Source organism: Microcoleus sp. bin38.metabat.b11b12b14.051, from assembly GCF_013299165.1.
Taxonomy (GTDB): Bacteria; Cyanobacteriota; Cyanobacteriia; order Cyanobacteriales; family Microcoleaceae; genus Microcoleus.
Genome location: NZ_JAAFKD010000032.1, coordinates 47,311 through 70,955, shown reverse-complemented (window position 1 = coordinate 70,955; position 23,645 = coordinate 47,311). Strand labels below are relative to the sequence as shown.

Sequence of the window (23,645 nt, the reverse complement as noted above, 5' to 3'; positions counted from 1 at the left end):
GAGCGAAGTACAATCATTGTTAACTTTGATTATAAGTGTCACCGATCGCCCTTAAAGACTAATTCGGCGGTAGACTTCAGCCATCGGTAGCTCTATATTCAAGCTGTGCAGGACGATCGCGCTTTCTACCCGATCGTACACTTGCCATTGCCAGCGATCGCTACTTGGGCGATCGCAATTATAATAATGCTCAATATATGGCTCAGTTTGACTCACCAGCAGATATTCACAAAAATTAGCCAGAGAGCGATATTTTCGGAATTTTTCACCACGATCGTAGGCTTCTGTAGACGGCGAAAGAATCTCCACAATCAGCAAAGGATTGAGAATTTCATCCGTGCGAGATCCATTGAATTCCGGTTCGCCGTTAATTACCAGAACATCGGGATAAGTTCCGTGATTGAAACTAGGAATCCAAATTCGTAAATCGCCGTTATAGGTTTGAAAATTGGTGTCTCGCAGAGCCACATTCAGAAAAGTCGTAGTGTCTACGGCAATACGGCTGTGAGCGGGGGAACCTCCTGGCATAGCGATAATCTCTCCGTTACAGTATTCGTGACGTTCTTCGGCAGTTTCCTGCATCGCCCGGTATTCGTCTGGAGTGGAGCGAGTCTTTGTCGCATCTGGAGAAAGGTTTGGCGGGTTGGTTTCAGCAATGACCACGATCGCACCTCCTAAATAATTAGACCTTACATAATTATGACCTAGAGCTAGATAATTGTCCTCACCCAGAGGCGTGTTTCAAGATGACCTTGAAATTCCCTAAACAACTATCCACGCCTTTGTCCGCGGTTGCGAAGCTACCGCTAAATTCTCGCTTTCCTTTTGCCTTTCACACTTAACTGTTTGGCGATCGATGTATAGTAATGCAAAGCAAAAATCAGATTGATTGCAAAAAATACCAAAGTTAACACAAATGTAAAAAAAGATGTAAATGACAGCCCGGAAGTCATGGTAAACATCGCCAAAATGATTGAGCAAAACCCAAAACCGGAAGCAAAAGAACTTAAAAGCAGCAACCGCACCTTAGACATAGTTTAATGTAAAAATTTTTAGTAAAATGCACTACTGGCAGCTACAGACGAGTGCCAAATGATACTTATTACTATATAGCGAAAATGCTCGATTTCGCCAATAGAAAAACCGCTACTTTCTTAAAAAGTTTTGAATTTTACTGAAAAATTACAGCCCGCGTTGTTGCCAACTGTCGCCCGACTTAATCCCGATCGCAGGAATGCCCCACACGAACCGAGCATTCCAGCTCTCGCCGTACACGCGCCCCAGGCTTAATCCCTGTAACAGCAAACTATTGGCTTGCAGAGCTACCCTCGGGCGGTTATGCCAAAGATTGTCAAAATCCACGATCGGCAACTGCACATCCGATACATCCGATCGCCCAACCACCAACGCCTGGGGAGCCAACAACCGCAGGTACGGCAATTGAGCCTGAGCATCAGCCTCGGAGTACAGCGGAAAATCCATTCCCAGCAAAGATATATCGGTTTCTCGCCTCCGAGCATCGATACCGATCGCGATTTCTGTTTTCAGAGTTGGCGCGATCGGCTGGCGGTAAGTCAAATCGTAACTGCGGCTCGACGCCTCAATATCTAAAATTTCCCAGAGTGGCTCAACCAGATTGCTTTTGCTCCGGGCCGGGTAAAAACTGACATTAATCTTGGTTAATTCTTCAGGCTCTCCCGGGGCGATCGCCAGCGACAAAAGTTGTTCTGGAGAAGTCACGGGGGCTGGAGGCGCTGGTTTTCTCACCAGAGGCAGAGTTTCGGGTAACAGGTTGGCGATCGGAATTTCTTGTCTGTCGTCTCCTCGATTCGGCAACCCGGCGACAGTTTCTGGAGTCTCAATTGGGGCAACAGCCACGAATTCCGGGATGTTGTTTGCTTGCTCTTTACTGTCTCTATCTAGTTCTGTATCTGAGTATAAATCGCTAGGAACCCGATCGCGCTCCTCTGCTCTTTCTGGATTAAGTGTTAATTGAGACTGTAAACTCTCATTAGCAATTGGCGATCGCCCTTTTGACTCGCCAGCAACCATCGACTTGCCAACACTTTGAGTTGCCAGGGATGCGGGGCAAATAGCTGCAATTGAACAACAAAGCGCTAATACCCTGAAAAATTTGATTTTACAAAACCCTCTGGAAAGTTGCAGGGGCATCACAAGTTATCAATATTAATAGTTATTTACACTTTCCAGCAGGCGTGAGGGCCCCTATTGCAAAGATTAAAATAACTTTATCACTTTTATTTAAGATTTAACTCGTTAATTCAATAGAACTATACTTGACAAAAAGTATATTTTGTGTGTTTTTCAATAATTGATGAAAAAAACTCCGACCTCCACAGGCTAATGCTGTAGGTGGGCGGAGCATTTTATCGAAGCTACGAGTAGATTTTAGATTCTGCGACTGGCTTCGGCTGACTGCGGCGAGGACAAGACGCTCTTGGCATTAGTCGCCAGCGAACAAGTTTTAGATTTGAGACGGAGAGCTTCGCTCACTCCAGAGATTTTAGATTTACTCTCACAGTGAATTTGGAGCTTGAACTAGAATCTAAAATTTTGGGTTTGACCCTAAGCTGTCGGGACACGGTACCGGTTTTTGGGTTGGGTTATCTCAGAAATAGGTGAATTTGGATAGAGCTGATTACATTTTATTGAGCTGCGATCGCAATTCTTCCAACTCAGCATCAATCACCGGACTCGACTCCGAGCTGCTAGCAGCAGTAGTGGCAGTTTTACCCGCTGCCGGCAATTGACCCTGAGACACCGAACCTCCAGCCAGTTGAGCCTTCATCTGAGCCAACTCGTCGTCAACATCGCCCCCACTTTCGAGCAAGCGGAACTGTTCTTCTAAATTGCTACCGCCCGCCGCCAGTTCTGCTGAAGCTCCCGCACGAGCTTCTATCTGCAAAACTTTTTCTTCCATGCGATCGAAAGCTGCCATTGAACTGCCAGTATTTAGGGAGCCAATGGTGTTGTTGAGCTGTTCCTGAGCCTTAGCAGCGGATATCCTCGCCTTGAGCATATCCTTCTTCGTCTTAGCTTCAGAAATCTTGCTCTCCAAACCGATCAAGTTGCGCTTGAGGCTTTCCACCTGACCAGATTGCTGTTCCAGACTGGATTTCAGCGTAGCCGCCGTTTCAGCGTGAGACTTCTTACGCACCAGCGCTTCCCGCGCCAAAGTTTCGTCTCCTTTTTGCAGGGCGAGCCCAGCGCGCTGCTGCCACTGGTTAGACTGGGATTCTGCTTGATTGTACTGAGTTTGGGTGCGCTTTTGGGTGGCGATCGCGCTGGCAACGGCTTGACGCAACTGCACCAAGTCTTCCTGCATATCCGTCACGGACTGTTCTAAAATCTTTTCCGGGTCTTCAGCTTTGTTGACCATATCGTTAAGATTGGCTCTGACGACTCGGCTAATGCGGTCAAATAATCCCATAATGCTATATTTCCTAGGTGAGGTGTACGAGGTAAGCGGAAAGCAGGCTTGAGAGCGCTAGCCCGCAATTGTGAGACTCAGTGGGTCGGATTTTTAGCGCGATTTAGTTTTTGGCAATTTTTACAGACAGATAAATCTAGTTTAAAGCGATCGAGTAAGTGATGCAGGCAAGCTTATTCATGCACCTATCTATTGAGTTTAACTTCGATCCGGGAATTCCCCAACACGCTTGCCGGCTATCGCTAGCTGCACTGTTGCCAAGTTTTTGAGGATTGCAAACTATGGCGCTGCTACTTGGGCTTCAGGATGCAGGCGGCTCGCCCGAGGGCAATTTGGGTGCATTATTATTACCTGGAAGCATTTGTGCTTTCATCGCCTTCAACTCAGCATCGACATCGCCGGCACTTTCGAGAGAGAGAAACTTCTTTTCTAAATCGTTAGTTCCAAGTTCGGCGATGGCTTCGGAGCGAGCTTCTAGCTGCATGACTTTCTCTTCCATTCGTTCAAACGCGCTCAAAGCGCTGCCCGTACTGAGATTTCCCATCATTTCTTGCAGTCTTTCCGATGCTTTTGCCGATCGAGCTCGGGCAATGTACATATCTTTTTTTGATTTTGCCTCAGAAATTTTACTTTCGAGCGATCGCATATTTTCTTTCAGTTGAGTCACCACAGCGTTTTGCTGTCCGAGACTGGCTTTCATCGCCGTTGCCGTTTCTTGATAAGATTTTTTTCGCGTCAGGGCTTCCCGCGCCAAATTTTCCTCGCCTTTTTGCAAAGCTAGCTGCGCCCGCTGGTACCATTCTGCGGCTGTAGACTCAGCTTGAGAGCATTGGCGTTCGGTGCGTTTTTGAGCAGCAATCGCCCCCGCCACCGCTTGTCTGAGCCCAATTAAATCTTCCTGCATATCCATTACAGCCTGTTCCAGAATTTTTTCTGGATCTTCGGCCGCCCCGACCAAACTGTTAATATTGGCTCTAATCACTCGCCACAGGCGATCGAATAATCCCATTTTACCGGCTCTCCCTATTTTCTTAAATTTTATATTTAGAACCACAAAGTGATACCATTTTCGATTTGAGATCGCCCAATAGCAGATTTGAAGAAATGGCAATGAATGATGCAGCTCGTAGTTTGAAGCACCAGCCTGCATTTGCATTTTTTGTCAATTAGTAACTAAATCCGCCTAATCAAACATCTAATACCGATCGCTACCCAGCTTGCTGTGTATATTTTCTTCCTAGTTTTCCCTGTCCCGCAGCCGAGCGAAAAGCCTTCTGCCTTCTTTTGAGCTTAAGCCTTTACCGTTCGCTGCGCCGAAACGTCCCTCAACAAAATACCTTCTTCCTTGTAATTATCACAATTCAAAAACAGATTTAGTGTTAGACAAAACATCCAGCGCGGTTTAGCTTTGTCTAACAATTTAGTTAAAGTTTTTCACCCTTTACCTAAGTTTATGGCTGATAATATTGCGGCTTCACCCCTTTTGCTTGGAGTTCCTTGGCCAAACGTTCTGCTGAGGCAGCATCGTTCAACGCCCCCATTTGGATCTTGACACCCTTTGAGAAATTCCGCACGTAGGCATCGGGAACTGCCGTTCTGGCTTGTTGCAGAGATTTTTCGTTGGTGTAATCGGTGACAACGTAATAGAAACCGTCCGCCGCCCGTGTGGGTCTTCCTAGCGGGGCGGAGGCAGCCGGAGATGCTGTCGCCGGGGCTGTGGCAGCGGGGGATACTGTCGCTGGCAGCTTTGGCGCAGGTTGGGCTGAGGGCGTGGGAGGCAGTGTCGGCAGTGTGGGGACAGACTGGGCGGCGCTGGGGCTGGGACTGGGAAGCAAAGCCGTGCTGAGATTGTTGAGTCCTTGTTCTCTACCTCTGGCTGGATTGCCGTCTTCTGTCGGAATTGGCACAGCCCCGATGGGGGCAGGAGGTGCTGCCGGATTGGGCGGTATCGATGCTTTCGGCGACGGGGAAGCAATCGGGCTGGCTGTCGGCTTGACGTTGCTGAGAGTGCTCAAATCTAGCTCGACAAATTCTTTGGATGCCAGATTCGGAGCTTTTGGCAGTTCTTTGGTGCTGGTATCAATTGCAGTAGCTGTGGGACTCTCATTTGGAGCAGGAGTGGTGCCGCGATCGAGCAAACGGTTGAGCCCAGCGATTTTAGCCAGACTTGACGGGTGCATGACTGCGTAACCCAAGGCTGTGCAAGACATCAGAAACAGCAGCATCGAACTCAGTCCCAAGGGAGTTAACAGACTTGCGGCCAAACTGCGTTCTTCTGCTGGTTCGGCTTTTGGTTCGTCCAAACTTTCGATCAGTTTTTCGCTGGATTCGAGATAATTGTTGGGTGCGGGGCCGCTGCTAGATAATTTTGTACCGCCTCTAGTAGTTACTAGCGGAGAATCGCCCTGAGTACCCGCAATAGATAGGGGCAGCGACAGCGGCTGCTGGGTTTCCTCAGCAGCCGTCGCCTGCTGGTTTTGGGCCTGCTGTTGCTCGGTTGCGGCTGCTTGCTTGCCACTGCGAACTGATGGCGACACCCACTGCTCGGCACGCCGCCTGTGCCTTCTATATGTTGTCAGCTCTGCTTCTAGGTTGACATCCATACACCCCAGGACTGCTTGTAAAGCAGGCTTGATTGGGGTTGAGGAAGATTGATGATTTGGGGATTCCACCGAAGAACGCTTACTCATTAGCAAAACTCCTACCGCCTCTGAATTGATTTTAATGTTTAGATTCTAAAGATAAACAAGAAGCTTGAAAACTTGCCTATCCTATGATTAGCTGGTTTTGCCGTCAAGGTAACTGCTGCCCTTGAGCTTGCTGTCGGTAGCCGACAGCTATCTTTTCAGTTGACAACTTAACTGTTGCTGCGTACTGCTGGTCGATCGCACAGGCTCTCAGCAGATTTTGGCATTCGTAGCAAGGGTTTATTCATAACTTCTCATAGTCATTGCGTATTTGTGCTTTTTCTTGATCCCTGACCCTTTATAAACTTTTAACCTGTCTTTTTCGCTACAAAATGAGGACAGACTGAGGCAATTGTTTCTATATATAACAAGATTATAAATAAATTATAAAATTTAATTGTGTGCCGGGGATCGCTATAACCCAGACAGGATAAAGGCTGGGATGCTCTAGAGGCTGCAAGCTCTACACAGGAGAATTGGAGATGAAAATGATTTCCCTAAGAACTTTTATGAAAACCTCCTTAACTTCAGCTTGTCGTCACTGCCGCCACTATACCCCTGAGGGGAGACGCGGGGGAATTTGCGCTTTGCTGAGCGTACCTGTTCAAAGTCAGTGGAAGGCTTGTTCTTTAGCCGTCGCGCCTTTTGGGCCGTCTTGGGAAAATATAGGAGAAATTGAACTGTGGCAAGAACAGGCTGTGACGTTGCAGGAGGCCGCCGTCACTGCTGGATCTTCGCGCAATGCCTGCCAGTTAACAGGCACAACATTAACCGAAAAATCCGCAGCAGCACTCTCGGTTTAGTCCGCAGCAGGACAAATTAACCCAAGTTTACTGACTCCTTATACTTACTGTTTTGGACGATCGCCTGAATTCGACTTTACCAAGTCCTAGAAATCAGCACCTGCTTTCCTATGAACGATCGCCTCAAAAAAACAGATGTCTCTGTCCAGCTATGGCAGCCAAGGATATTGACTGAAATCTGGTTCCCGTTTTTCCAAAAAGGCTTGTTTGCCTTCGGCACCTTCCTGGGTCATATAGTACAGCAAAGTGGCATTTCCAGCCAGTTCTTGCAGACCGGCTTGACCGTCGCAGTCGGCATTAAAAGCAGATTTTAAACAGCGAATCGCGATCGGACTTTTTGAAAGAATTTCGCTAGCCCACTGCATCCCTTCTGGTTCGAGTTGTTCGACGGGGACGACGCAGTTGACTAAACCCATTTCTAGAGCTTGCTGCGCGCTGTATTGGCGGCACAAAAACCAAATTTCTCGGGCTTTCTTCTGGCCGACTGCTCTGGCGAGATAGCTGGCTCCGAATCCACCGTCGAAACTGCCGACTTTTGGGCCGGTTTGTCCGAAAATAGCATTGTCAGCCGCGATCGTCAAGTCGCAAATTAGGTGTAAAACGTGACCGCCGCCGATCGCATATCCTGCAACTAAAGCAATCACAACTTTGGGCATCGATCGAATCAACTTCTGCAAGTCGAGCACGTTCAATCGGGGTATACCACCTTCGTCTACATATCCCGCACTACCCCGCACGCTTTGATCGCCACCGGCACAAAAGGCGTATTTGCCGTCTGTATGAGGCCCCGCACCAGTGAAGAGGACAACACCGATTTTTGTGTCTTCGCGGGCATCAGTAAAGGCATCGCAGAGTTCCTGCACGGTTTTGGGACGAAAAGCGTTCCGTTTGTGAGGTCGATTGATCGTAATTTTGGCGGTGCCGCCACTTTTTTGATAGAGAATGTCTTCGTAAGTTTTGGCGGTTTTCCATTCAATTTGCATAATCAATCAGTCGATTTTAGATTTTAGATTTTAGATTTTAGATTTACTCGGCAGATGAGTCTGGGAGCAGGAACTTTATTCTAAAATTGGGGGTGAGCATCCACTGATATCATGTCCGAAGAGAATGACCGTACTAAGATTTGTGCGATCGTTCGGACTTCAGTCCTGGGATGGATGCGGACTAAAGTCCTCACTACAAACCTTTTTTATTCCGGGTCATTGACGGGACATGATATTACTCAACAGCGTCGGGGCTTGTCACCGTTTATTCCGGGTCAAGTTGAGATTTGAGACCGAGCTGGGGCGATCGAGCCAGGAATAATTCGCTTTTAGATTTTAGACGGATTCGGTTCAATGAGATACAAAGGTCGATCGACTCTTGGGAAAAAAAATTAAGCGGGAGTGGTGGCAAAAACCGACTTGTTCGCCAAAATAAACTGTGCAGCGCTCTTGTTGCCGGTTAAACAACCCGGTTTTTGATGCAAGAGCGCGAAATTCCCGTCTCCAATGGCAAGAGCGTCAATTTGGGGACGGAGCAAATAATTTATATGCGGTGAATTATTTCCGCGTTAACAGAGACAGCAGGTGTTTTGCTGCTTTGGCAAATACCGGATCGCGAGACTCAAATTCGCTGGGATCTAGTAAAGCTTTAACTTCGGCAAAGTCTTCTTGGTTGAGAGTTCCTTCTTTGGTAAATAAAGTGTCTACGACTGCGATGTGTCTGGAGTCGAGGCCGAGCCGATTGCCGATCGACTGTAGGTACATTTGCTCTCTCAAATCGATGTGTCCGTCTACGGCTGACATTTCGTAGCCGGAACCGATCAGCAACAGCTTTTCTGATTCTGAGAAGAAGGCTGTCAGCGTTAGCAGTTCTGTGGGGTTGAAGTAAACCTGCTGTTTGGAGACTCCTTTGACAAGGCGCTGAATTAGTTCTATCCGATCGGGGTCGCCAGCAGCAAAGGCTTTGAGAGTCTTTTGCAGCCGTTCTTCTTCTTCAACTGCGATCGTCCTGTCGATAATCATCACTCCGCGCAGGATGGAAATCAGAGCAGTCAGAAACACTACCAAAGGAGTGATATCTTGTTCGCGGAGCTTTTGCCGACTAATCCGCGACAACAGCTCAACAACTTCAGTGCTAATCAGGGTGGTGTCCATAATTTTAAATTACTCTGGATGGGCTGTGGTGTAAATTTTTTTCGCGATTTTAAGTGTTTTCAGCTAGGTAAGTATGCCATAAATTCCCCAAAAAACTTGTTTTATTAGCGATCACACTTATTCTATCCACAGCAAGTGGATAAGTAAGACAATGTTAAGTGTTTTGAATTGCGTAGGTATACTGTGAATTTGCCAACTGAGCCGTTGTCTGTTAGTGATTCTAATTATGCTATTCACAAACATTGGATGAGTAGGGCCCTGTTTCTGGCACAAGCAGCCGGTGATGCGGGTGAAGTTCCGGTGGGTGCTGTGATTGTTGACGGTACTGGCAAATTGATTGCCGAAGCCCAAAATCGGCGAGAGCGAGATTGCGATCCCACTGCTCATGCTGAAGTCTTGGCTTTGCGGGCGGCGGGCAAAGTTTTGCAAGACTGGCATCTCAACCAATGTACGCTCTACGTGACGCTGGAGCCTTGCCCGATGTGCGCTGGTGCGATCGTCCAAGCTCGGATCTGTCTGCTGGTATATGGAGCTGATGACCCAAAAACTGGCACAATTCGGACGGTGGCTAATCTTCCAGATAGCGCGCCTTCGTGTCACCGATTACAGGTGCTCGGCGGTATTATGGAGTCTGTTTGTCGAGATCAGTTGCTGGCTTGGTTTGAAGCCCGCCGTTCAATTTAACAGGTAAAATTTTTGACTCTCGATCGACAATGTTTAATCGAACTTGGCTATATAACTGAAATAATAGATCGGTAATTGCCCGATCGAGCTTTGTCGGTGGTTGAGTCCGCCCAAAAACGGATACTTGCTTGCCGACACTTGTCGCGGTGAACAGCAGATTTTAGACGAAGAGTTCAAATTCCCAGATTCATCTGTGACATAAATCTAAAATCTAAAATCTAAAATCTAAAATCCGTTGACGGCTGTGCGGTAGTCGTGTTGGATAGGATCGTGTTTTGCCTGTTACAGATTATCGGTTTTGGGGGCGATCGGGCGATCGGCAAAATGCCAATACCAAAAGTGTCCCCATCGAAAGACTAAAGATTTGCCAAGCAACATATCTTTAGACTCTATATATCGATATAGCAGGGTAATTGCCATGCGTCATACTGCCGCGATCGCCATTGAGTCCAGTAAATCATCTCTAGTGAAGCCAATGCCTGCCAAGGTAGCATCTAATACCTCCCGCGTTTCTCCTTGGTTAACCTCCTTGTTTTATCCGCTAGGTCACTATATTGTCCTACCGTTTTATTTTGGCAAGATTGAGATTACCGGACAGGAGCATTTGCCGAAGCACGGGCCTGTAATCTTAGCTCCGACGCATCGCTCCCGGTGGGATGCGCTGATGATGCCCTATTCAACGGGACAAAAGGTGACTGGACGCGATTTGCGGTTTATGGTAACTGCTGATGAAGTCAAAGGAGTCCAAGGTTGGTTCATCAGACATTTGGGAGGTTTTCCTGTCGATATCCGGCATCCAGCGGTTAGCAGTCTTCGTTACGGGTTGGAGTTGCTTCTCGATCGACAAATGTTAGTGATTTTTCCAGAAGGTGGTATTTTTCAGGATGGCGAAGTTCACCCTCCTAAGCCTGGATTGGCTCGTTTGGCCATGCAAGCGGAGTTGAACACCCCTGGTTTGGGGGTGAAAATTGTACCTATGAGTATTCGCTACCGCCCGCGAATTCCTCGATGGCGTTCGAGGGTGAAAATTGCGATCGGTGCTCCGATTTGTGTGGCAGATTATGCTAATGGTGGTAGTGGAAAAAAAGAAGCAAAATTGTTGACGGCTGAACTAGAAATGGCTCTTAAAACTCTTGATGACAGCTAACAGTTGTCAGTTGACAGTTGACAGTTAAGCGAAGAAGGAAGAAGGAAGAGAGAAAAAAGAAAAAGTAATTGTGATATAATATTTTTTGGTGCTGTTGAGAACTGCGGCACTTATTTTAGTTTGTTATGTCTATATTATTTGTATTAAGAGTCAGCATTAATGGATGGCGTTTTGAACTTTAAGCCTGGTCAAATTGTCAGTTTAGAATGTGGAGATGCCTGCTTGCATTCAGAGGTAATTCAAGTAGTTGAAGCGCGTCAGATTTGTTGGGTGCGCCCTTTGATGTTGGTTGGATTGGTGTCGCAGCAATGGCCGGAAAAATACACTTTATCTGATTTGCGGGATGGTGCTGATTTGCTGTGGCCGCTGAGTTTGTTTCGGGCGGCGCTGGATACCGAGGTGATTTCGCTGTTGACCCAGTTGCAGTCTATGGACTCCGATCGCAAGGATAGCACGATCGCCTCTCGGCAACTTAGAGATTTTGTCGATCGAGTTTGGGCGGCTTTTCCCAGTGCTTTTAATTAAAAAGACACGGCGGTTGAAACCGCGTCGATACAAACAAAACCTGCACTTCGACAAGCTCAGCGACCACCTCCGCAGGTTGAAGAAAACCGGGCGGTTTCAACCGCGTCGATACAAACAAAACCTGCACTTCGACAAGCTCAGCGACCACCTCCGCAGGTTGAAGAATACACGGCGGTTGAAACCGCGTCTACATAAACAAAACCTGCACTTCGACAAGCTCAGCGACCACCTCCGCAGGTTGAAGAATACACGGCGGTTGAAACCGCGTCTACACAAACAAAACCTGCACTTCGACAAGCTCAGCGACCACCTCCGCAGGTTGAAGAAAACACGGCGGTTTCAACCGCGTCGATACAAACAAAACCTGCACTTCGACAAGCTCAGCGACCACCTCCGCAGGTTGAAGAAAACCGGGCGGTTGAAACCGCGTCGATACAAACAAAACCTGCACTTCGACAAGCTCAGCGACCACCTCCGCAGGTTGAAGAATACACGGCGGTTGAAACCGCGTCTACACAAACAAAACCTGCACTTCGACAAGCTCAGCGACCACCTCCGCAGGTTGAAGAATACACGGCGGTTGAAACCGCGTCTATACAAACAAAACCTGCACTTCGACAAGCTCAGCGACCACCTCCGCAGGTTGAAGAATACACGGCGGTTGAAACCGCGTCTATACAAACAAAACCTGCCTCCGCAGGTTGAAGAAGGTTCTTATCTTAGCTGAAAATACTTAAAATACCGCGTGTGAAAGCTCTGCTGGATTAAGATTATTATGAATCACTTCACCGTCGCGGAACCAGACAACACGGCGAGTTTGTCGCGCTACTTCCGGTTCGTGAGTTACCATGACTACAGTCATGCCGGCTTCATTGAATTCTGTAAAAATATCCATTACTTCTTGAGTAGTTTTCGTATCCAATGCACCAGTCGGTTCATCTGCAAGTAATAATACAGGACGATTGACAATTGCGCGGGCTATCGCAACTCGCTGCTGCTGTCCTCCTGATAGTTGATTGGGTTTATTTTTCAGCCGACTTTCTAGCCCGACTTTCGTTAAAGATTCCTCTGCACGTTCGCGTCTTTCTGCTGCGGGAATACCTGCATAAACCATCGGTAACATGACATTTTCTAATGCTGTTAGTTGAGCTAGCAGGTGAAATTGTTGGAATACAAAACCTAATTTTAAATTGCGAATTCCGGCTAATTCTCCTTCCGGCATTTGGGCGACATCTACGCCGTCTAGGTAGTAACTGCCGCTTGTAGGTCGATCGAGACAACCGATAATATTCATAGCTGTAGATTTGCCTGAACCCGACGCGCCCATAATTGAGCAATACTCTCCTTGCTTTACTGTCAAGCTGATCCCGTTGAGGGCGCGCACTTCCAAGTCGCCGATGCCGTAGACTTTGGTTACGTCTTGTAGACCGAGGATGACGGGTTTTGAGGTGTCTTGCTGGTGGAGGTCTTGCTTGGTCTGGGTTTGTAGTTCAGGCATTTGTTTTTATGTGCGATCGACACAACTGATTACTAACTTAACACTTCTGAGCGGTTTTCGGGGGTAAAAGGGCGATGTTTGGACGGTTGCGGGACTTATGCACGGGTGGTGAGAAACCGGGTTTCTACGAGTTTGGCATTGGGTGGCGAGAAATTACACAAGAAACCCGGTTTCTGAAATCTGCGACGTGGGCGAGAAACCGGGTTTCTACGAGTTTTGCATTTGGTAACGAGAAATTACGCAAGAAACCCGGTTTCTGAAATCTGCGACGTGGGCGAGAAACCGGGTTTCTACGAGTTTTGCATTTGGTAACGAGAAATTACGCAAGAAACCCGGTTTCTGAAATCTGCGACGTGGGCGAGAAACCGGGTTTCTACGAGTTTTGCATTTGGTAACGAGAAATTACGCAAGAAACCCGGTTTCTGAAATCTGCGACGTGGGCGAGAAACCGGGTTTCTACGAGTTTTGCATTTGGTAACGAGAAATTACGCAAGAAACCCGGTTTCTGAAATCTGCGACGTGGGCGAGAAACCGGGTTTCTTCGAGTTTTGCATTTGGTGGCGAGAAATCTCCGAAGAAACCCGGTTTCTAAAATCTGCGACGTGGGCGAGAAACCGGGTTTCTTCGAGTTTTGCATTTGGTAACGAGAAATCTCCGAAGAAACCCGGTTTCTAAAATCTGCGACGTGGGCGAGAAACCGGGTTTCTTCGAGTCTTGCATTTGGTGGCGAGAAATTACGCAAGAAACCCGGTTTCTGAAATCTGCGACGTGGGCGAGAAACCGGGTTTCTACGAGTTTGGCATTTGGTAACGAGAAATTACGCAAGAAACCCGGTTTCTGAAATCTGCGATGTGGGCGAGAAACCGGGTTTCTACGAGTTTTGCATTTGGTGGCGAGAAATTATGCAAGAAACCCGGTTTCTGAAATCTGCGACGTGGCATAAAAAACTTACGTTCATATCACAGGTTGTCTAGTTTTGCCAATTCTTTCTCGGCAAATTTGCGGACTTGTTCATCTGGATCGTTGGCAAATCGATCGCGAAGTATTTCTAAGGTTTTTGGGCGATCGGGGTATTGCTCAACTATACTTTCAAGTGCTGTTTGTCGCGAATTATCTTGGAATTTGTGCTTGCGTTCAAAAGGATCATTAACAGCAATATCACACAATAATTCAAATATCTCTGGTTCATCTTTCCACCCCCCTGCTAATTCTTGGACTGCTGCACATCGCACAAATAAATCATCGTCAGATTGAGCGCATTGTTTGAAAAAATGTAAGGTTTCTGGGTTATCTTTCCACCCCCGTGCTAATTCTTGGATGGCTGCATATCGCACAGGAAAATTATCGTCAAATTGAGCGCGTTGCTTGAGAAAAGGTAATGTTTCTGGGTCATTTTTCCACCCCCATGCTATTTCTATCACTGCTGAAGAGCGCACATTTTGATCGTCGTCAGATTGAGCGCATTGTTTGAGCCAAGGCAATGTTTCCAGGTCATCTTTCCACCCCCGTGCTATTTCTTGGACTGCTGCACTTCGCACAGACGAATCATCGTCAGATTGAGCACATTGTTTGAGCCAAGGTAAGGTTTCCGGGTCATCTTTCCAAGCAAAGGCGATCGCACTTATTGCTTGAGTGCGAATTTTACTAACTAAATTCACCTGTTCTCCAAAATATTTATTATAATAGTAATTTAGGTCGTACTTCCTTAACTCTTTTAAGCGTTTAAGCAATTGACTATCAACCTCAGCAATCTCCTTCCTATCCCTCACCTCATCCAAACACTTCGCCGCCAAAAACAGATTGGTAAACTTTTGGGATTCCCCATCCTCATCCATCAGAAACTCAATCAATTCCCCTGTCAACTTTCCAGCAATCAATCCCGCAATCAAACACAAAACTTCTTGCCAAGATTCATCATGCCAGTGCGGGGCGAAAACTTCTGTTTTCAATTCATCCAGCGAGAGTTCTAGAGCCTGAACCCTATTCACTACTTGCGATGCACAGAAATATTCCAAAAAAGTTCGGTGTATAAAACCGTAATTATCCGCACCCAAATAACATAAAATAAAGTTGCGGGTTCGCAGTTGATTAATTATCAACCTTGCCCGCTCAGTCGATCGATCGAAATCTTTCTGTTTCAGATATCCTGTCAGAATATTCTCCAAATCTTCGGCGCTAATGATATTGCCAGCCAACCCTTCAGGTGCTGCTTGCATTTTCCACGCGACTCGCCGCAGCATTTCTTGCTTGTCTTTAGCATCAATCGTTTTTGGATCGAGCCTGCTATCCTCTACTAAAGACCTTTCTACATCCCATTGATACAGCAATACCCGCGAAGCTTGATTGTAGAGTTCCGCCCTGTCTCTCGGCAATTCTTGACTGCGATTCAAAATTGCCATAATGGTCAACAATAACGGATTTCCTGCTAAATCTCGAATCGTTGATGAATACTCCAGTGCTTTTTTCATGCGCTGACTAATTCGCGCTTTTTCCCTATCATCACTAAAAGTCAATTCATGCCAGCGGTGCACAAAATCCTGAATTTGTTCCGCATTCAAATCTTGGAGAATAAACTGATGAAACCCCGCATCTTTCAACCGTTGAGCTTTGTAACCAATAATCCGAGATGTGACAATCACTCGCACGCGCGGATACTCGTTGGTAAACCGATGAATCGCGGTAATTACATCTTCTCGTTTTCCAGAATCGAAAATTTCATCTAATCCGTCAAACATCACTACGGCGTCGCCTGCTTTAAGCTGTTCGTGCAATTGATGCTGATTTAAGTCACAAATAAAACCAGAATCTTTATGGCAAAATTCAAGGAAGTTTTTGCATTTTCCTGATTCCATGTTGCGAATGTAAATCCGCAATTCTATTAGCAGCGGAATCGGGAGAGATGTGACGCTATTTAAGGGTGATCGCGCCCAAGTTAATGCTAAGCATTGTAACAGAGTAGATTTGCCGGAACCTGGATCGCCTAAAATCACAATGTACGGATAATTTGCCTTGTCGTTGATGACATCTAACACGGAGACGATCGCCTGAGAGAGATAACCGCGCCGATATTTCTCTAAATTTTCAAGTTCGATCGCCTCTAATCGATCGCTATCTTGCAGCCGCCGTTGATATTCTTTAGGGATTTCGTAAGCTTGGGGCAGAAATGACTCGTAAATCGATCGCACATCTTGAAAAATAAAGACTTGCCAAACCTTCAGCTTGGCGCGATAATCATAGGTATTCGCATCGACGCTGCTTAAATCGAGATTGCTGTAATGCTTGCACAGAGCGTTTTGATATTCCCTCAAGTTAAAATCGGGGATAATCCCCGCCATCTCTTTGGTGTTTTTCTGAATGCTGTCGAGATTTTGAGCATTCAAGATATCCCGCAAGTCTTTTGAGTCAAAGAGAATTTCTTGAACTTCGGCGAGATACTGATTGGCGATGGTTTTCCACTTAAATCTGGCCGGCAGAGGTGCTAAATCGAGTTGAGTCCAGGTTTGTTCGAGAAGTTCTGCATCGAGGGATTCGCGATCGCTCTCAAAGGCTTTACCTAAAATTTCTTTAACTGACTTGTTGCCGATAAACTTTTTAACATCTTTAATATACACCTTAATCTGTTCTTGGGAAAGTCCGCCGATTTTCAACTGTTGTTGTACCAACTCCAAAAACTTTTTAAGGGCTTTACCCGCTGCGACTTGTCGGGGGTCTTTTTCGCCAAACAAGACGTTTTTTAGGGAATCTTTAAAAAAATCTTTTACCAAATCCTTTGCGCCGTCTACTGCCAACTCTTCTAAGATGGGTTGGACGAGAATGCCTGCTGCTTGTGTCACTCCCCAGAGCATAAGCCAATCAATCATAAAGCTAGCTCGAATATAAATTTATGTTTATAATATAGTATATTTTTGTCATTGCGAGCGAAACGAAGTGAAGCGAAGCAATCGCAGGGGTTATGATTGCTTGACATTCTGTTGTACCTCTAGGTTTATTTTCCCGTATCTACTACTTCGAGAAATACTGAGTCTTGGCGATTGCTTCGCGGGGACGCTCGCAATGACAGATTTTAATTATAGCGTTTCTCAGAAAGATGAGGTATGCTAAATTATGCTACAACCCGTACAGCAGCAAGCTTTTCAGGTCAAAATTCATCCGCGAATTAATGTGAGAAAGGCTATAGGTGCGTGCCAAAAAACATAAATATGTCATTGCGAGCGAAACGAAGTGAAGCGAAGCAATCGCAGGGGTTATGATTGCTTGACATTCTGTTGTACCTCTAGGTTTATTTTCCCGTATCTACTACTTCGAGAAATACTGAGTCTTGGCGATTGCTTCGCGGGGACGCTCGCAATGACAGATTTTAATTAGGTGCGTGCCAAAAAACATAAATATGTCATTGCGAGTGAAACGAAGTGAAGCGAAGTAATCGCAGGGGTTATGATTGCTTGACATTCTGTTGTACCTCTAGGTTTATTTTCCCGTATCTACTACTTCGAGAAATACTGAGTCTTGGCGATTGCTTCGCTAAGAGTTCGCAATGATAAATCCTGGTTATTTGCAGCCTAAAAATAGTTACATTTTTATATATTTTTGGCTACTTTCTTGTGCTATACTCTAATAATGGGAGTGGACGCAATTTTAAAATTAACGCACGAATTTCTATTATCTAATAATACCATATCAAAGGGAAGAAGTAAAGCCGTCAACCTCAAAAAAATGAAAAAAATTTGAGATATAATTAAAAAAAGTAAAGCGCAAAAATCGTCAATCAAGTTGAAATAGGCAAGTAGTGACAATTATGACATACGACTACGATTTGTTTGTGATAGGTGCAGGTTCCGGCGGATTGGCGAGTTCCAAGCGGGCGGCATCCTACGGGGCGAAAGTGGCGATCGCCGAAAATGACTTAGTAGGCGGCACCTGCGTCATTCGCGGCTGTGTCCCCAAAAAACTCATGGTGTACGCCTCTACATTTTCGCACCTGTACGAAGATGCGATCGGCTACGGTTGGAGCCCAGTAGAACCCAGTTTCAACTGGGAAAAACTCGTCACCACCGTAGACACTGAAGTCCGACGGCTGAGCAAACTGCACATTAGCTTCCTCGAAAAAGCTGGAGTTGAATTGATCTCAGGATACGCCAAATTTATCGACTCCCATACTGTCGAAGTTGGTGACAAAAAATACACGGCTGCTAAAATCTTAATTGCTGTCGGTGGCGAAGCTCACAGAATTGATATTCCTGGTATCGAACACGCGATTACTTCCCGCGAAATCTTCCTGTTAAAAGAGCAGCCGAAACGGTTGGCAATTTTGGGCGGCGGTTACATTGGTGTTGAATTTGCTTGCATTATGAACGGGTTGGGAAGTGAGGTAACTCAAATCATCCGGCGCGATCGCATTTTGCACTACTTTGACGAAGAAATTCGCGCCAACGTCCAAGAAGGCATGGTTAAGCATGGCATTAATTTTGTCACAGGAAGCTCGATCGCCCAAATCGAAAAAACCCCAGAAGGCCTAAAATTAACACTGTCGGGAGAATCAACAGAAACCTTGACAGTAGATGCGGTTTTGTGCGCTACGGGACGTTTGCCGAATTTGGAAAAATTGGCTTTGGAAAATGCGGGAGTTGAAACCGAAAAAGGTGCGATCGCAGTTACGAAAGACAGCCGCACCAATCAACCACACATTTTTGCTGTCGGAGATTGCACCAACCGGATTAATCTAACACCAATTGCGATCGCCGAAGGACGCGCTTTTGCCGATACGGAATTTGGCAATAATCCCAGAGCAATCAGTTACGAAAATGTCGCATCAGCCGTGTTTTCCCAGCCGGAAGCTGCTACAGTCGGCTTAAGTGAAGAGGAAGCCAGAACTAAATTTGGTGACTCAATTAAGTGCTACACAGCTAAATTCCGGCCGATGTTTCACGCTTTGACAGGCGCAGATGAGAAGACTTTTGTCAAGTTAGTTGTTGAAACTAATACTGACAGAGTTTTGGGCGTGCACATGGTTGGCAAAGACGCGGGCGAGATTATTCAAGGAATGGCGATCGCCGTTAATATGGGAGCTACGAAGAAAGATTTCGATGCAACTATTGGCATTCATCCATCAACTGCGGAAGAGTTTGTAACTTTGCGGTAAAGCTAAAATCGGAATGCAGCAATCAGGAAACGGCATTGCCGTTTCCCTCCTTCTTCAACCCGCGGAGGCGCGTGAGTGTCTGTGTAGACGCGGTTTCAACCGCCGTCTGATCTACCTAAAGCTAAAATCGGGAAACGGCAAAATCAGGAAACGGCAATGCCGTTTCCCTCCTTCTTCAACCCGCGGAGGCGCGTGAGTGTTTGTGTAGATGCGGTTTCAACCGCCATCTGATCTACCCGTCGGATCTTCAACCCGCGGAGGCGGGTTTTGTCTATGTCGATGCGGTTTCAACCGCCGTCCTATCTACCATCCTATCTACCCGCAGCCCCAGAAAAAAAGAATTTTCAATCCTTTGAACCTTTTTCGCACTTGTCCTGTCTAAACCCCTCAGATAACGAACAGGTGGAGGAGACTTCACAGGTGTTAGGTGTGCCAGCCAATGTTTTAATCGATGATTGTTCCGACTCCGACTTAGTTGATCGATGCTTAAAGGGCGATCGTACTTGCTTTCGCCACCTTTACCAACGCTACCAACAAAAAGTCAGGTCAACCCTTTACCAACTCTGCGGTGCATCACTTCTAGACGACTTAACGCAAGAAGTATTCCTGCGAGTCTGGAAAGGATTACCCAAACTCAAACACCAGGAAAACTTTTCAACTTGGCTGTATCGCATCACTTGGAACGTCGCATCAGACCAAAGACAAGCCTTTGCTAAACAGCATTCCTTTGACTCCCAACTCAAAAATCAAGAAACAATCGATCGCGTTATTCTCAAAGATAACACATCCAACTTGATGCAGTTGCACTATCAAGATTTAGTGCAGCGAGGACTGGAGCAATTGAGCTTTGAACACCGCAGCGTTTTGGTACTGCACGACTTAGAAGACATCCCGCAAAAAGAAGTAGCCCAAATCTTGGGACTGCCAGCGGGAACAGTCAAATCTCGCGTGTTTTATGCCAGAAATTCTGTGCGGCAATTTTTGCAAAAACAGGGGGTTGAGGAACTATGAACGATGAAAATAGCGACAGAAAATTAGTTAGTTTTTTAAAGCAATATCGCCCTAATGTTCCGGATGCTGCCCCCGACTTTGAGCAAAAAGTTTTAGCAGCAATACAGAGGAATGACGCGGCGTCAGAGCTAAATCATCTAGGGGATTCGCAATTTATTGAATCTTGTAAAAGTTCAAAAAAATTCAGATTTTCCCAATGGACTCTTCCTGCTGGAATCGCCGCTGCTCTGCTAGTTTTTGGATCTGGTTATCGCGCCCTAGTTACCGCACAATTACACGCCGATGAGGCGGCGCACCTAGAAGCATTTATGGTAAATAATTGGGAGGGTGTATTGAACGATTCTCACACCGAAAACTTGCTCGATTGCCCGCAAACAGACTGGTTGACTCTCAGCACTGCTGCTGATAGCGAAACGCCCACAAATAACTAATCTCAAACAGGTAATATTTTATGTCTATTCGCCGAATTTCAGCCATAGCTCTTTTAATGTTTGCCCTCGGCACTACAGCCGCTGCAACCGCAGCTCCCAGCCCCGACCAACCGGAAAATATTGCCCAAAACCAGCGTCCAAATCGAGCTGGTGGCAAAGAAAACGGGCTGTTCGACAAACTTAATTTAAGCGCCGATCAAAAGCAGAAAATGCAGGCAGTTCGCGATCGCTACAAAGACCAGGTTTCCCAGCGAATGCAAGCAGTCCGCCAAACCAGACAAGAATTGGAAACAATGATGTCGGGCACCACAGCAAATGTCAGCCAAATCCGCGACAAACACCGCCAAATCATAGGATTGACACAGCAGTTGCAAGAGCTGCGATTTGAAAATACGCTAGCCATGCGGGAACTCCTCACCGCCGAACAGCGCACCCAATTATCTCAACTGATGCAGCAGCGCCGGGAAGCTGCTAAAACCAGAAAACAAAACAGTCAAAAAGCCCAATAATCTCCACCGCTACCCACTGCACACCCTACTAAAAAATCAACTTGTAGCCGTGTGCAACGCGCTCCTCGATCATTTAAGTTAAAATACATCCAGTAAAACGAGACAAACTTTGGAGACTTTGACTCGAAGAGATACGAGTTATGGGGTGGATTACAAGGAAATGAAGTAGAGATTAAGAGGATTTAACCGCAGAGAGCGCTCTTGGCGCAGAGAGGGGAGGGATGAGGCAAAACCCTCGCAACACTCTTCCCTCTGCGCCCTCTGCGCCCTCTGCGGTTAAAAACTCTTCTCTTCCCTCACCTGTGGCACAATTTAATACAATTAGTTGGTAAATCTCATAAAATTTTTTGGATGAATTTACAAAACGATTCTAGTTACATTTATTTACACGGATTTGCTTCAACTCCAGATTCAATTAAGGCTAAATATTTTCGCGATCGCTTTTATTCCCTAGGAATTGACCTCAAAACTCCCGATCTCAATCACAATGATTTTTCGCGCCTCACTCTCACGCGCCAATTAGACCAAATAGAAACAGAATTTCTGCAAACCCAATCCACGGAATCTGTAGAAAATGTAAAAAAACTAGAGGAAGTTACCATCATTGGCTCTAGTTTTGGCGGACTGACAGCGGCTTGGCTGGCCCAGCGACAACTATCAGTAAAACAAATAGTTTTGCTAGCACCGGCTTTTCAATTTCTCTCCCACTGGCTGCCACAGTTAGGACAGCAACAGTTAGAAAAGTGGCAGTCTGAGAAATATTTGCCAGTTTACCACTACGGCGAACAGCGTTATCTGCCGTTAAATTATCAGTTTGTGGCAGATATGGGTCAATACCCTGAAGAAAAATTAATGCGACCAGTCCCTACGTTAATTCTGCACGGTAAGCATGATACGATCGTACCGATTCAAGCTAGCAGAAGTTTTTCCGAGCATCGTCCCTGGGTGAAATTAATCGAACTAGAGGACGATCATTCTTTGGGAAATGTCCTAGATGAAATTTGGGAAGCGATACCAAAGTTTTGCCAATTCAAATAATAAAACTTGACGGCGCCAAAAATTGATAGCAGCCCCCGCATCCTGTCGTGGAAAGCACCAATTAGAGACGACTGTTCAATCTCCCAGATTTACTTGCAGGAAAGTAAATCTCAAATCTCAAATCGACTGACAAAATTGCAAGTTTCAACAATCAAATGACTGAACAAAATAAATCGACTCGCACCTTAGCCGTTGACATTGGCGGAAGTGGCATCAAAGTTATGGTTTTGGACGCTGAAGGTGAACCCCTAACTGAACGCAGCCGTTTAGAAACGCCTCAACCACCCAAGCCCGAACCTGTACTAGAGACGATCGCCTCTTTGGCCAGCGGACAAGGCGAATTTGACCGAGTATCCGTCGGTTTTCCCGGCGTTGTGTGTCGCGGCATCATCAAAACCGCAGTCAATTTAGATCCGTCTTGGATAGATTTTGACCTAGCAACTACTCTCAAAGATCGCTTGGGAAAACCAGTGCGAGTAGCTAACGATGCCGATATTCAAGGATTGGGTTCAATTGCCGGGACGGGAGTAGAATTAGTAATTACCCTCGGCACCGGTTTCGGTTCTGCCTTATTTGTCGATGGTATCTTGGTGCCAAATCTCGAATTAGGGCATCACCAGTTTCGCAAAGGGGAAACTTACGAACAGCAACTAGGGCGTTTGGCCTTAGATACCGTAGGTGCCAAAAGGTGGAACCGCCGTCTGGAAAAAGCACTCACCTCTCTGCAAAATCTCTTTAACTGCGATCGCATTTACATCGGCGGTGGCAATACAAAAAAAATTGCTTTTGATTTACCGCCCCAGGTTAAAATAGTACCGAATGTCAGCGGGTTGTTGGGCGGAATTGCTTTGTGGCGCGATTGAATAAACTTTCTGGCAAAACTGCCCGTTTATATCAAAGAAACCCGGTTGTTTACTACGATTAAAAGCAATAATCTTGTAGTTTTACAAACAACCCGGTTTCTGTATCCCAGACAGTGGATTTGGTTTTTGGCTGGTGTGGCGATCGCCATTTCTAACAATTATTCCCCAGCCATCGGCTCGCGGTAGCGTTTGGGTTCATCCTTGCGAAACAGATTAAGCAAGCCGAGGAGGCCCAACAAACCCAAAGCACCCCAGTGATTGTTGTCGCCCTTGCTTTCTTGAAACGGAGTTGTATCTAAAATCACTCGATTAGAACCATTATTGTTCTGTGCTGGAGCGGAATTAGTTTGAGCCGAGGCGGGCATTGCTGAAGGGAGAACAGCCACACTCAAAGCTATCAGGGTAGCGGTGGCATTTTTACAGAGATGCGAAGAATTAACTTTCATAGTTGGTTTCCAAATGTCAGCAGTTACTTTATCAAAATAATCAATTTGCAGCAGCCCCCACATCAATCGACCGACAGAAACTCAATTACCTCTTGCCTCTTGCTTTTGAGATAGAAAAGGCTATATCCTAAGTTTAGATGCCTTTGATACAGCAAAAGTAAGTCGGGATGCTGCAAACATTTCAGCAGCGATGTAAAAAAATAAAATTTTTGCATTCGTAATTGTTGTAGACTGCTGTGTTGCTTGGCAAGCTCACCAAAATCTCAAATCAAAAG

At 46.2% G+C, this 23,645-nt stretch carries 24 protein-coding genes; 13 read left to right on the top strand and 11 right to left on the bottom strand.

What is annotated here, in order from left to right:
* Positions 1-51 precede the first annotated feature (51 nt).
* A complete protein-coding gene (locus QZW47_RS25175) occupies positions 52-663 on the bottom strand; it encodes a Uma2 family endonuclease (RefSeq protein ID WP_293133304.1) in 612 nt (203 codons plus the stop codon).
* A 222-nt stretch (positions 664-885) separates the two neighbouring features.
* Between QZW47_RS25175 and QZW47_RS25170 the strand changes: the two genes are divergently transcribed.
* On the top strand, positions 886-1,041 hold the full coding sequence (locus QZW47_RS25170; RefSeq protein WP_293133301.1) for a hypothetical protein: 156 nt from the start codon (positions 886-888) through the stop codon (positions 1,039-1,041).
* A gap of 141 nt (positions 1,042-1,182) precedes the next feature.
* Here the strand turns inward: QZW47_RS25170 and QZW47_RS25165 are convergent, their stop codons facing one another.
* From QZW47_RS25165 to QZW47_RS25150, 4 genes are all read right to left on the bottom strand, one after another.
* On the bottom strand, positions 1,183-2,052 hold the full coding sequence (locus tag QZW47_RS25165) for a hypothetical protein (protein ID WP_293133298.1): 870 nt from the start codon (positions 2,050-2,052) through the stop codon (positions 1,183-1,185).
* Between the two features lie 607 nt (positions 2,053-2,659).
* Positions 2,660-3,451, bottom strand: coding sequence for a PspA/IM30 family protein (locus QZW47_RS25160; RefSeq protein WP_293133295.1), 792 nt, complete (start codon positions 3,449-3,451; stop codon positions 2,660-2,662).
* Between the two features lie 301 nt (positions 3,452-3,752).
* Positions 3,753-4,460: a PspA/IM30 family protein gene (locus QZW47_RS25155; RefSeq protein ID WP_293133292.1), complete on the bottom strand. Its 708-nt coding sequence runs from the start codon at positions 4,458-4,460 to the stop codon at positions 3,753-3,755.
* Positions 4,461-4,902: 442 nt separating this feature from the next.
* Positions 4,903-6,141 (bottom strand): SPOR domain-containing protein, encoded by a 1,239-nt coding sequence (locus tag QZW47_RS25150; protein WP_293133289.1) that lies wholly within the window; start codon positions 6,139-6,141, stop codon positions 4,903-4,905.
* 506 nt (positions 6,142-6,647) lie between these two features.
* Here QZW47_RS25150 and QZW47_RS25145 point away from each other — a divergent pair.
* The gene (locus QZW47_RS25145) at positions 6,648-6,941 is read left to right on the top strand and encodes a hypothetical protein (protein ID WP_293133286.1); all 294 of its coding nucleotides are present in this window, start codon (positions 6,648-6,650) and stop codon (positions 6,939-6,941) included.
* 149 nt (positions 6,942-7,090) lie between these two features.
* Here QZW47_RS25145 and menB read toward each other — a convergent pair whose 3' ends face one another.
* The gene (menB, locus tag QZW47_RS25140) at positions 7,091-7,924 is read right to left on the bottom strand and encodes a 1,4-dihydroxy-2-naphthoyl-CoA synthase (protein WP_293133283.1); all 834 of its coding nucleotides are present in this window, start codon (positions 7,922-7,924) and stop codon (positions 7,091-7,093) included.
* 558 nt (positions 7,925-8,482) lie between these two features.
* Positions 8,483-9,079, bottom strand: a complete 597-nt coding sequence (locus QZW47_RS25135; protein ID WP_293133280.1) for a TerB family tellurite resistance protein — start codon at positions 9,077-9,079, stop codon at positions 8,483-8,485.
* A gap of 183 nt (positions 9,080-9,262) precedes the next feature.
* Between QZW47_RS25135 and tadA the strand changes: the two genes are divergently transcribed.
* Complete coding sequence (gene tadA / locus QZW47_RS25130) at positions 9,263-9,763, top strand: tRNA adenosine(34) deaminase TadA (protein WP_293133277.1); 501 nt, start codon at positions 9,263-9,265, stop codon at positions 9,761-9,763.
* A 282-nt stretch (positions 9,764-10,045) separates the two neighbouring features.
* Here tadA and QZW47_RS25125 read toward each other — a convergent pair whose 3' ends face one another.
* Positions 10,046-10,183, bottom strand: coding sequence for a hypothetical protein (locus QZW47_RS25125; protein ID WP_293133274.1), 138 nt, complete (start codon positions 10,181-10,183; stop codon positions 10,046-10,048).
* Here QZW47_RS25125 and QZW47_RS25120 point away from each other — a divergent pair.
* The 3 genes from QZW47_RS25120 to QZW47_RS25110 all read left to right on the top strand — a co-directional run bounded on the left by QZW47_RS25120 (position 10,182) and on the right by QZW47_RS25110 (position 12,162).
* Positions 10,182-10,910, top strand: a complete 729-nt coding sequence (locus QZW47_RS25120) for a 1-acyl-sn-glycerol-3-phosphate acyltransferase (protein WP_293133271.1) — start codon at positions 10,182-10,184, stop codon at positions 10,908-10,910. The genes QZW47_RS25125 and QZW47_RS25120 overlap by 2 nt on opposite strands.
* A 159-nt stretch (positions 10,911-11,069) precedes the next feature.
* A complete protein-coding gene (locus tag QZW47_RS25115) occupies positions 11,070-11,435 on the top strand; it encodes a hypothetical protein (RefSeq protein ID WP_293133268.1) in 366 nt (121 codons plus the stop codon).
* Entirely contained in the window at positions 11,422-12,162 is a 741-nt protein-coding gene (locus QZW47_RS25110; protein WP_293133265.1) for a hypothetical protein, read from the top strand. The genes QZW47_RS25115 and QZW47_RS25110 overlap by 14 nt, the downstream gene beginning before the upstream one ends.
* Before the next feature lie 6 nt (positions 12,163-12,168).
* On the opposite strand, the gene QZW47_RS25105 is transcribed toward QZW47_RS25110, so the two are convergent.
* Positions 12,169-12,933, bottom strand: coding sequence for an ABC transporter ATP-binding protein (locus QZW47_RS25105; protein ID WP_293133262.1), 765 nt, complete (start codon positions 12,931-12,933; stop codon positions 12,169-12,171).
* 959 nt (positions 12,934-13,892) lie between these two features.
* Positions 13,893-16,793 carry a HEAT repeat domain-containing protein gene (locus QZW47_RS25100; RefSeq protein ID WP_293133259.1) on the bottom strand — a complete coding sequence of 967 codons (2,901 nt, stop codon included), beginning with the start codon at positions 16,791-16,793 and terminating at the stop codon, positions 13,893-13,895.
* Between the two features lie 935 nt (positions 16,794-17,728).
* Between QZW47_RS25100 and gor the strand changes: the two genes are divergently transcribed.
* From gor to QZW47_RS25065, 7 genes are all read left to right on the top strand, one after another.
* Positions 17,729-19,072, top strand: coding sequence for a glutathione-disulfide reductase (gene gor / locus QZW47_RS25095; RefSeq protein WP_293133256.1), 1,344 nt, complete (start codon positions 17,729-17,731; stop codon positions 19,070-19,072).
* 273 nt (positions 19,073-19,345) lie between these two features.
* Positions 19,346-20,083 carry a sigma-70 family RNA polymerase sigma factor gene (locus tag QZW47_RS25090; protein ID WP_293133253.1) on the top strand — a complete coding sequence of 246 codons (738 nt, stop codon included), beginning with the start codon at positions 19,346-19,348 and terminating at the stop codon, positions 20,081-20,083.
* The gene (locus QZW47_RS25085) at positions 20,080-20,514 is read left to right on the top strand and encodes a hypothetical protein (RefSeq protein ID WP_293133250.1); all 435 of its coding nucleotides are present in this window, start codon (positions 20,080-20,082) and stop codon (positions 20,512-20,514) included. The genes QZW47_RS25090 and QZW47_RS25085 overlap by 4 nt, the downstream gene beginning before the upstream one ends.
* Before the next feature lie 20 nt (positions 20,515-20,534).
* Positions 20,535-21,023, top strand: a complete 489-nt coding sequence (locus QZW47_RS25080; RefSeq protein WP_293133247.1) for a Spy/CpxP family protein refolding chaperone — start codon at positions 20,535-20,537, stop codon at positions 21,021-21,023.
* A gap of 351 nt (positions 21,024-21,374) precedes the next feature.
* Positions 21,375-22,061, top strand: coding sequence for a YqiA/YcfP family alpha/beta fold hydrolase (locus QZW47_RS25075; RefSeq protein ID WP_293133244.1), 687 nt, complete (start codon positions 21,375-21,377; stop codon positions 22,059-22,061).
* A gap of 155 nt (positions 22,062-22,216) precedes the next feature.
* The gene (locus QZW47_RS25070) at positions 22,217-22,924 is read left to right on the top strand and encodes an ROK family protein (RefSeq protein WP_293133241.1); all 708 of its coding nucleotides are present in this window, start codon (positions 22,217-22,219) and stop codon (positions 22,922-22,924) included.
* A 45-nt stretch (positions 22,925-22,969) separates the two neighbouring features.
* Complete coding sequence (locus QZW47_RS25065; RefSeq protein WP_293133238.1) at positions 22,970-23,110, top strand: hypothetical protein; 141 nt, start codon at positions 22,970-22,972, stop codon at positions 23,108-23,110.
* Here the strand turns inward: QZW47_RS25065 and QZW47_RS25060 are convergent.
* Positions 23,083-23,370 carry a WGxxGxxG family protein gene (locus QZW47_RS25060; protein ID WP_293133235.1) on the bottom strand — a complete coding sequence of 96 codons (288 nt, stop codon included), beginning with the start codon at positions 23,368-23,370 and terminating at the stop codon, positions 23,083-23,085. The two genes, QZW47_RS25065 and QZW47_RS25060, sit on opposite strands and share 28 nt — an antisense overlap.
* Positions 23,371-23,645: the final 275 nt, after the last annotated feature.

Coding starts and splice junctions, on each gene's coding strand:
- QZW47_RS25165 (WP_293133298.1), bottom strand. CDS start 2,052: ATGGTTGCTGGCGAGTCAAAAGGGCGATCGCCAATTGCTAATGAGAGT.
- QZW47_RS25160 (WP_293133295.1), bottom strand. CDS start 3,451: ATGGGATTATTTGACCGCATTAGCCGAGTCGTCAGAGCCAATCTTAAC.
- QZW47_RS25155 (WP_293133292.1), bottom strand. CDS start 4,460: ATGGGATTATTCGATCGCCTGTGGCGAGTGATTAGAGCCAATATTAAC.
- QZW47_RS25150 (WP_293133289.1), bottom strand. CDS start 6,141: ATGAGTAAGCGTTCTTCGGTGGAATCCCCAAATCATCAATCTTCCTCA.
- QZW47_RS25145 (WP_293133286.1), top strand. CDS start 6,648: ATGAAAACCTCCTTAACTTCAGCTTGTCGTCACTGCCGCCACTATACC.
- menB (WP_293133283.1), bottom strand. CDS start 7,924: ATGCAAATTGAATGGAAAACCGCCAAAACTTACGAAGACATTCTCTAT.
- QZW47_RS25135 (WP_293133280.1), bottom strand. CDS start 9,079: ATGGACACCACCCTGATTAGCACTGAAGTTGTTGAGCTGTTGTCGCGG.
- QZW47_RS25120 (WP_293133271.1), top strand. CDS start 10,182: ATGCGTCATACTGCCGCGATCGCCATTGAGTCCAGTAAATCATCTCTA.
- QZW47_RS25125 (WP_293133274.1), bottom strand. CDS start 10,183: ATGGCAATTACCCTGCTATATCGATATATAGAGTCTAAAGATATGTTG.
- QZW47_RS25115 (WP_293133268.1), top strand. CDS start 11,070: ATGGATGGCGTTTTGAACTTTAAGCCTGGTCAAATTGTCAGTTTAGAA.
- QZW47_RS25105 (WP_293133262.1), bottom strand. CDS start 12,933: ATGCCTGAACTACAAACCCAGACCAAGCAAGACCTCCACCAGCAAGAC.
- QZW47_RS25100 (WP_293133259.1), bottom strand. CDS start 16,793: ATGATTGATTGGCTTATGCTCTGGGGAGTGACACAAGCAGCAGGCATT.
- gor (WP_293133256.1), top strand. CDS start 17,729: ATGACATACGACTACGATTTGTTTGTGATAGGTGCAGGTTCCGGCGGA.
- QZW47_RS25090 (WP_293133253.1), top strand. CDS start 19,346: ATGTCGATGCGGTTTCAACCGCCGTCCTATCTACCATCCTATCTACCC.
- QZW47_RS25085 (WP_293133250.1), top strand. CDS start 20,080: ATGAACGATGAAAATAGCGACAGAAAATTAGTTAGTTTTTTAAAGCAA.
- QZW47_RS25080 (WP_293133247.1), top strand. CDS start 20,535: ATGTCTATTCGCCGAATTTCAGCCATAGCTCTTTTAATGTTTGCCCTC.
- QZW47_RS25075 (WP_293133244.1), top strand. CDS start 21,375: ATGAATTTACAAAACGATTCTAGTTACATTTATTTACACGGATTTGCT.
- QZW47_RS25070 (WP_293133241.1), top strand. CDS start 22,217: ATGACTGAACAAAATAAATCGACTCGCACCTTAGCCGTTGACATTGGC.
- QZW47_RS25060 (WP_293133235.1), bottom strand. CDS start 23,370: ATGAAAGTTAATTCTTCGCATCTCTGTAAAAATGCCACCGCTACCCTG.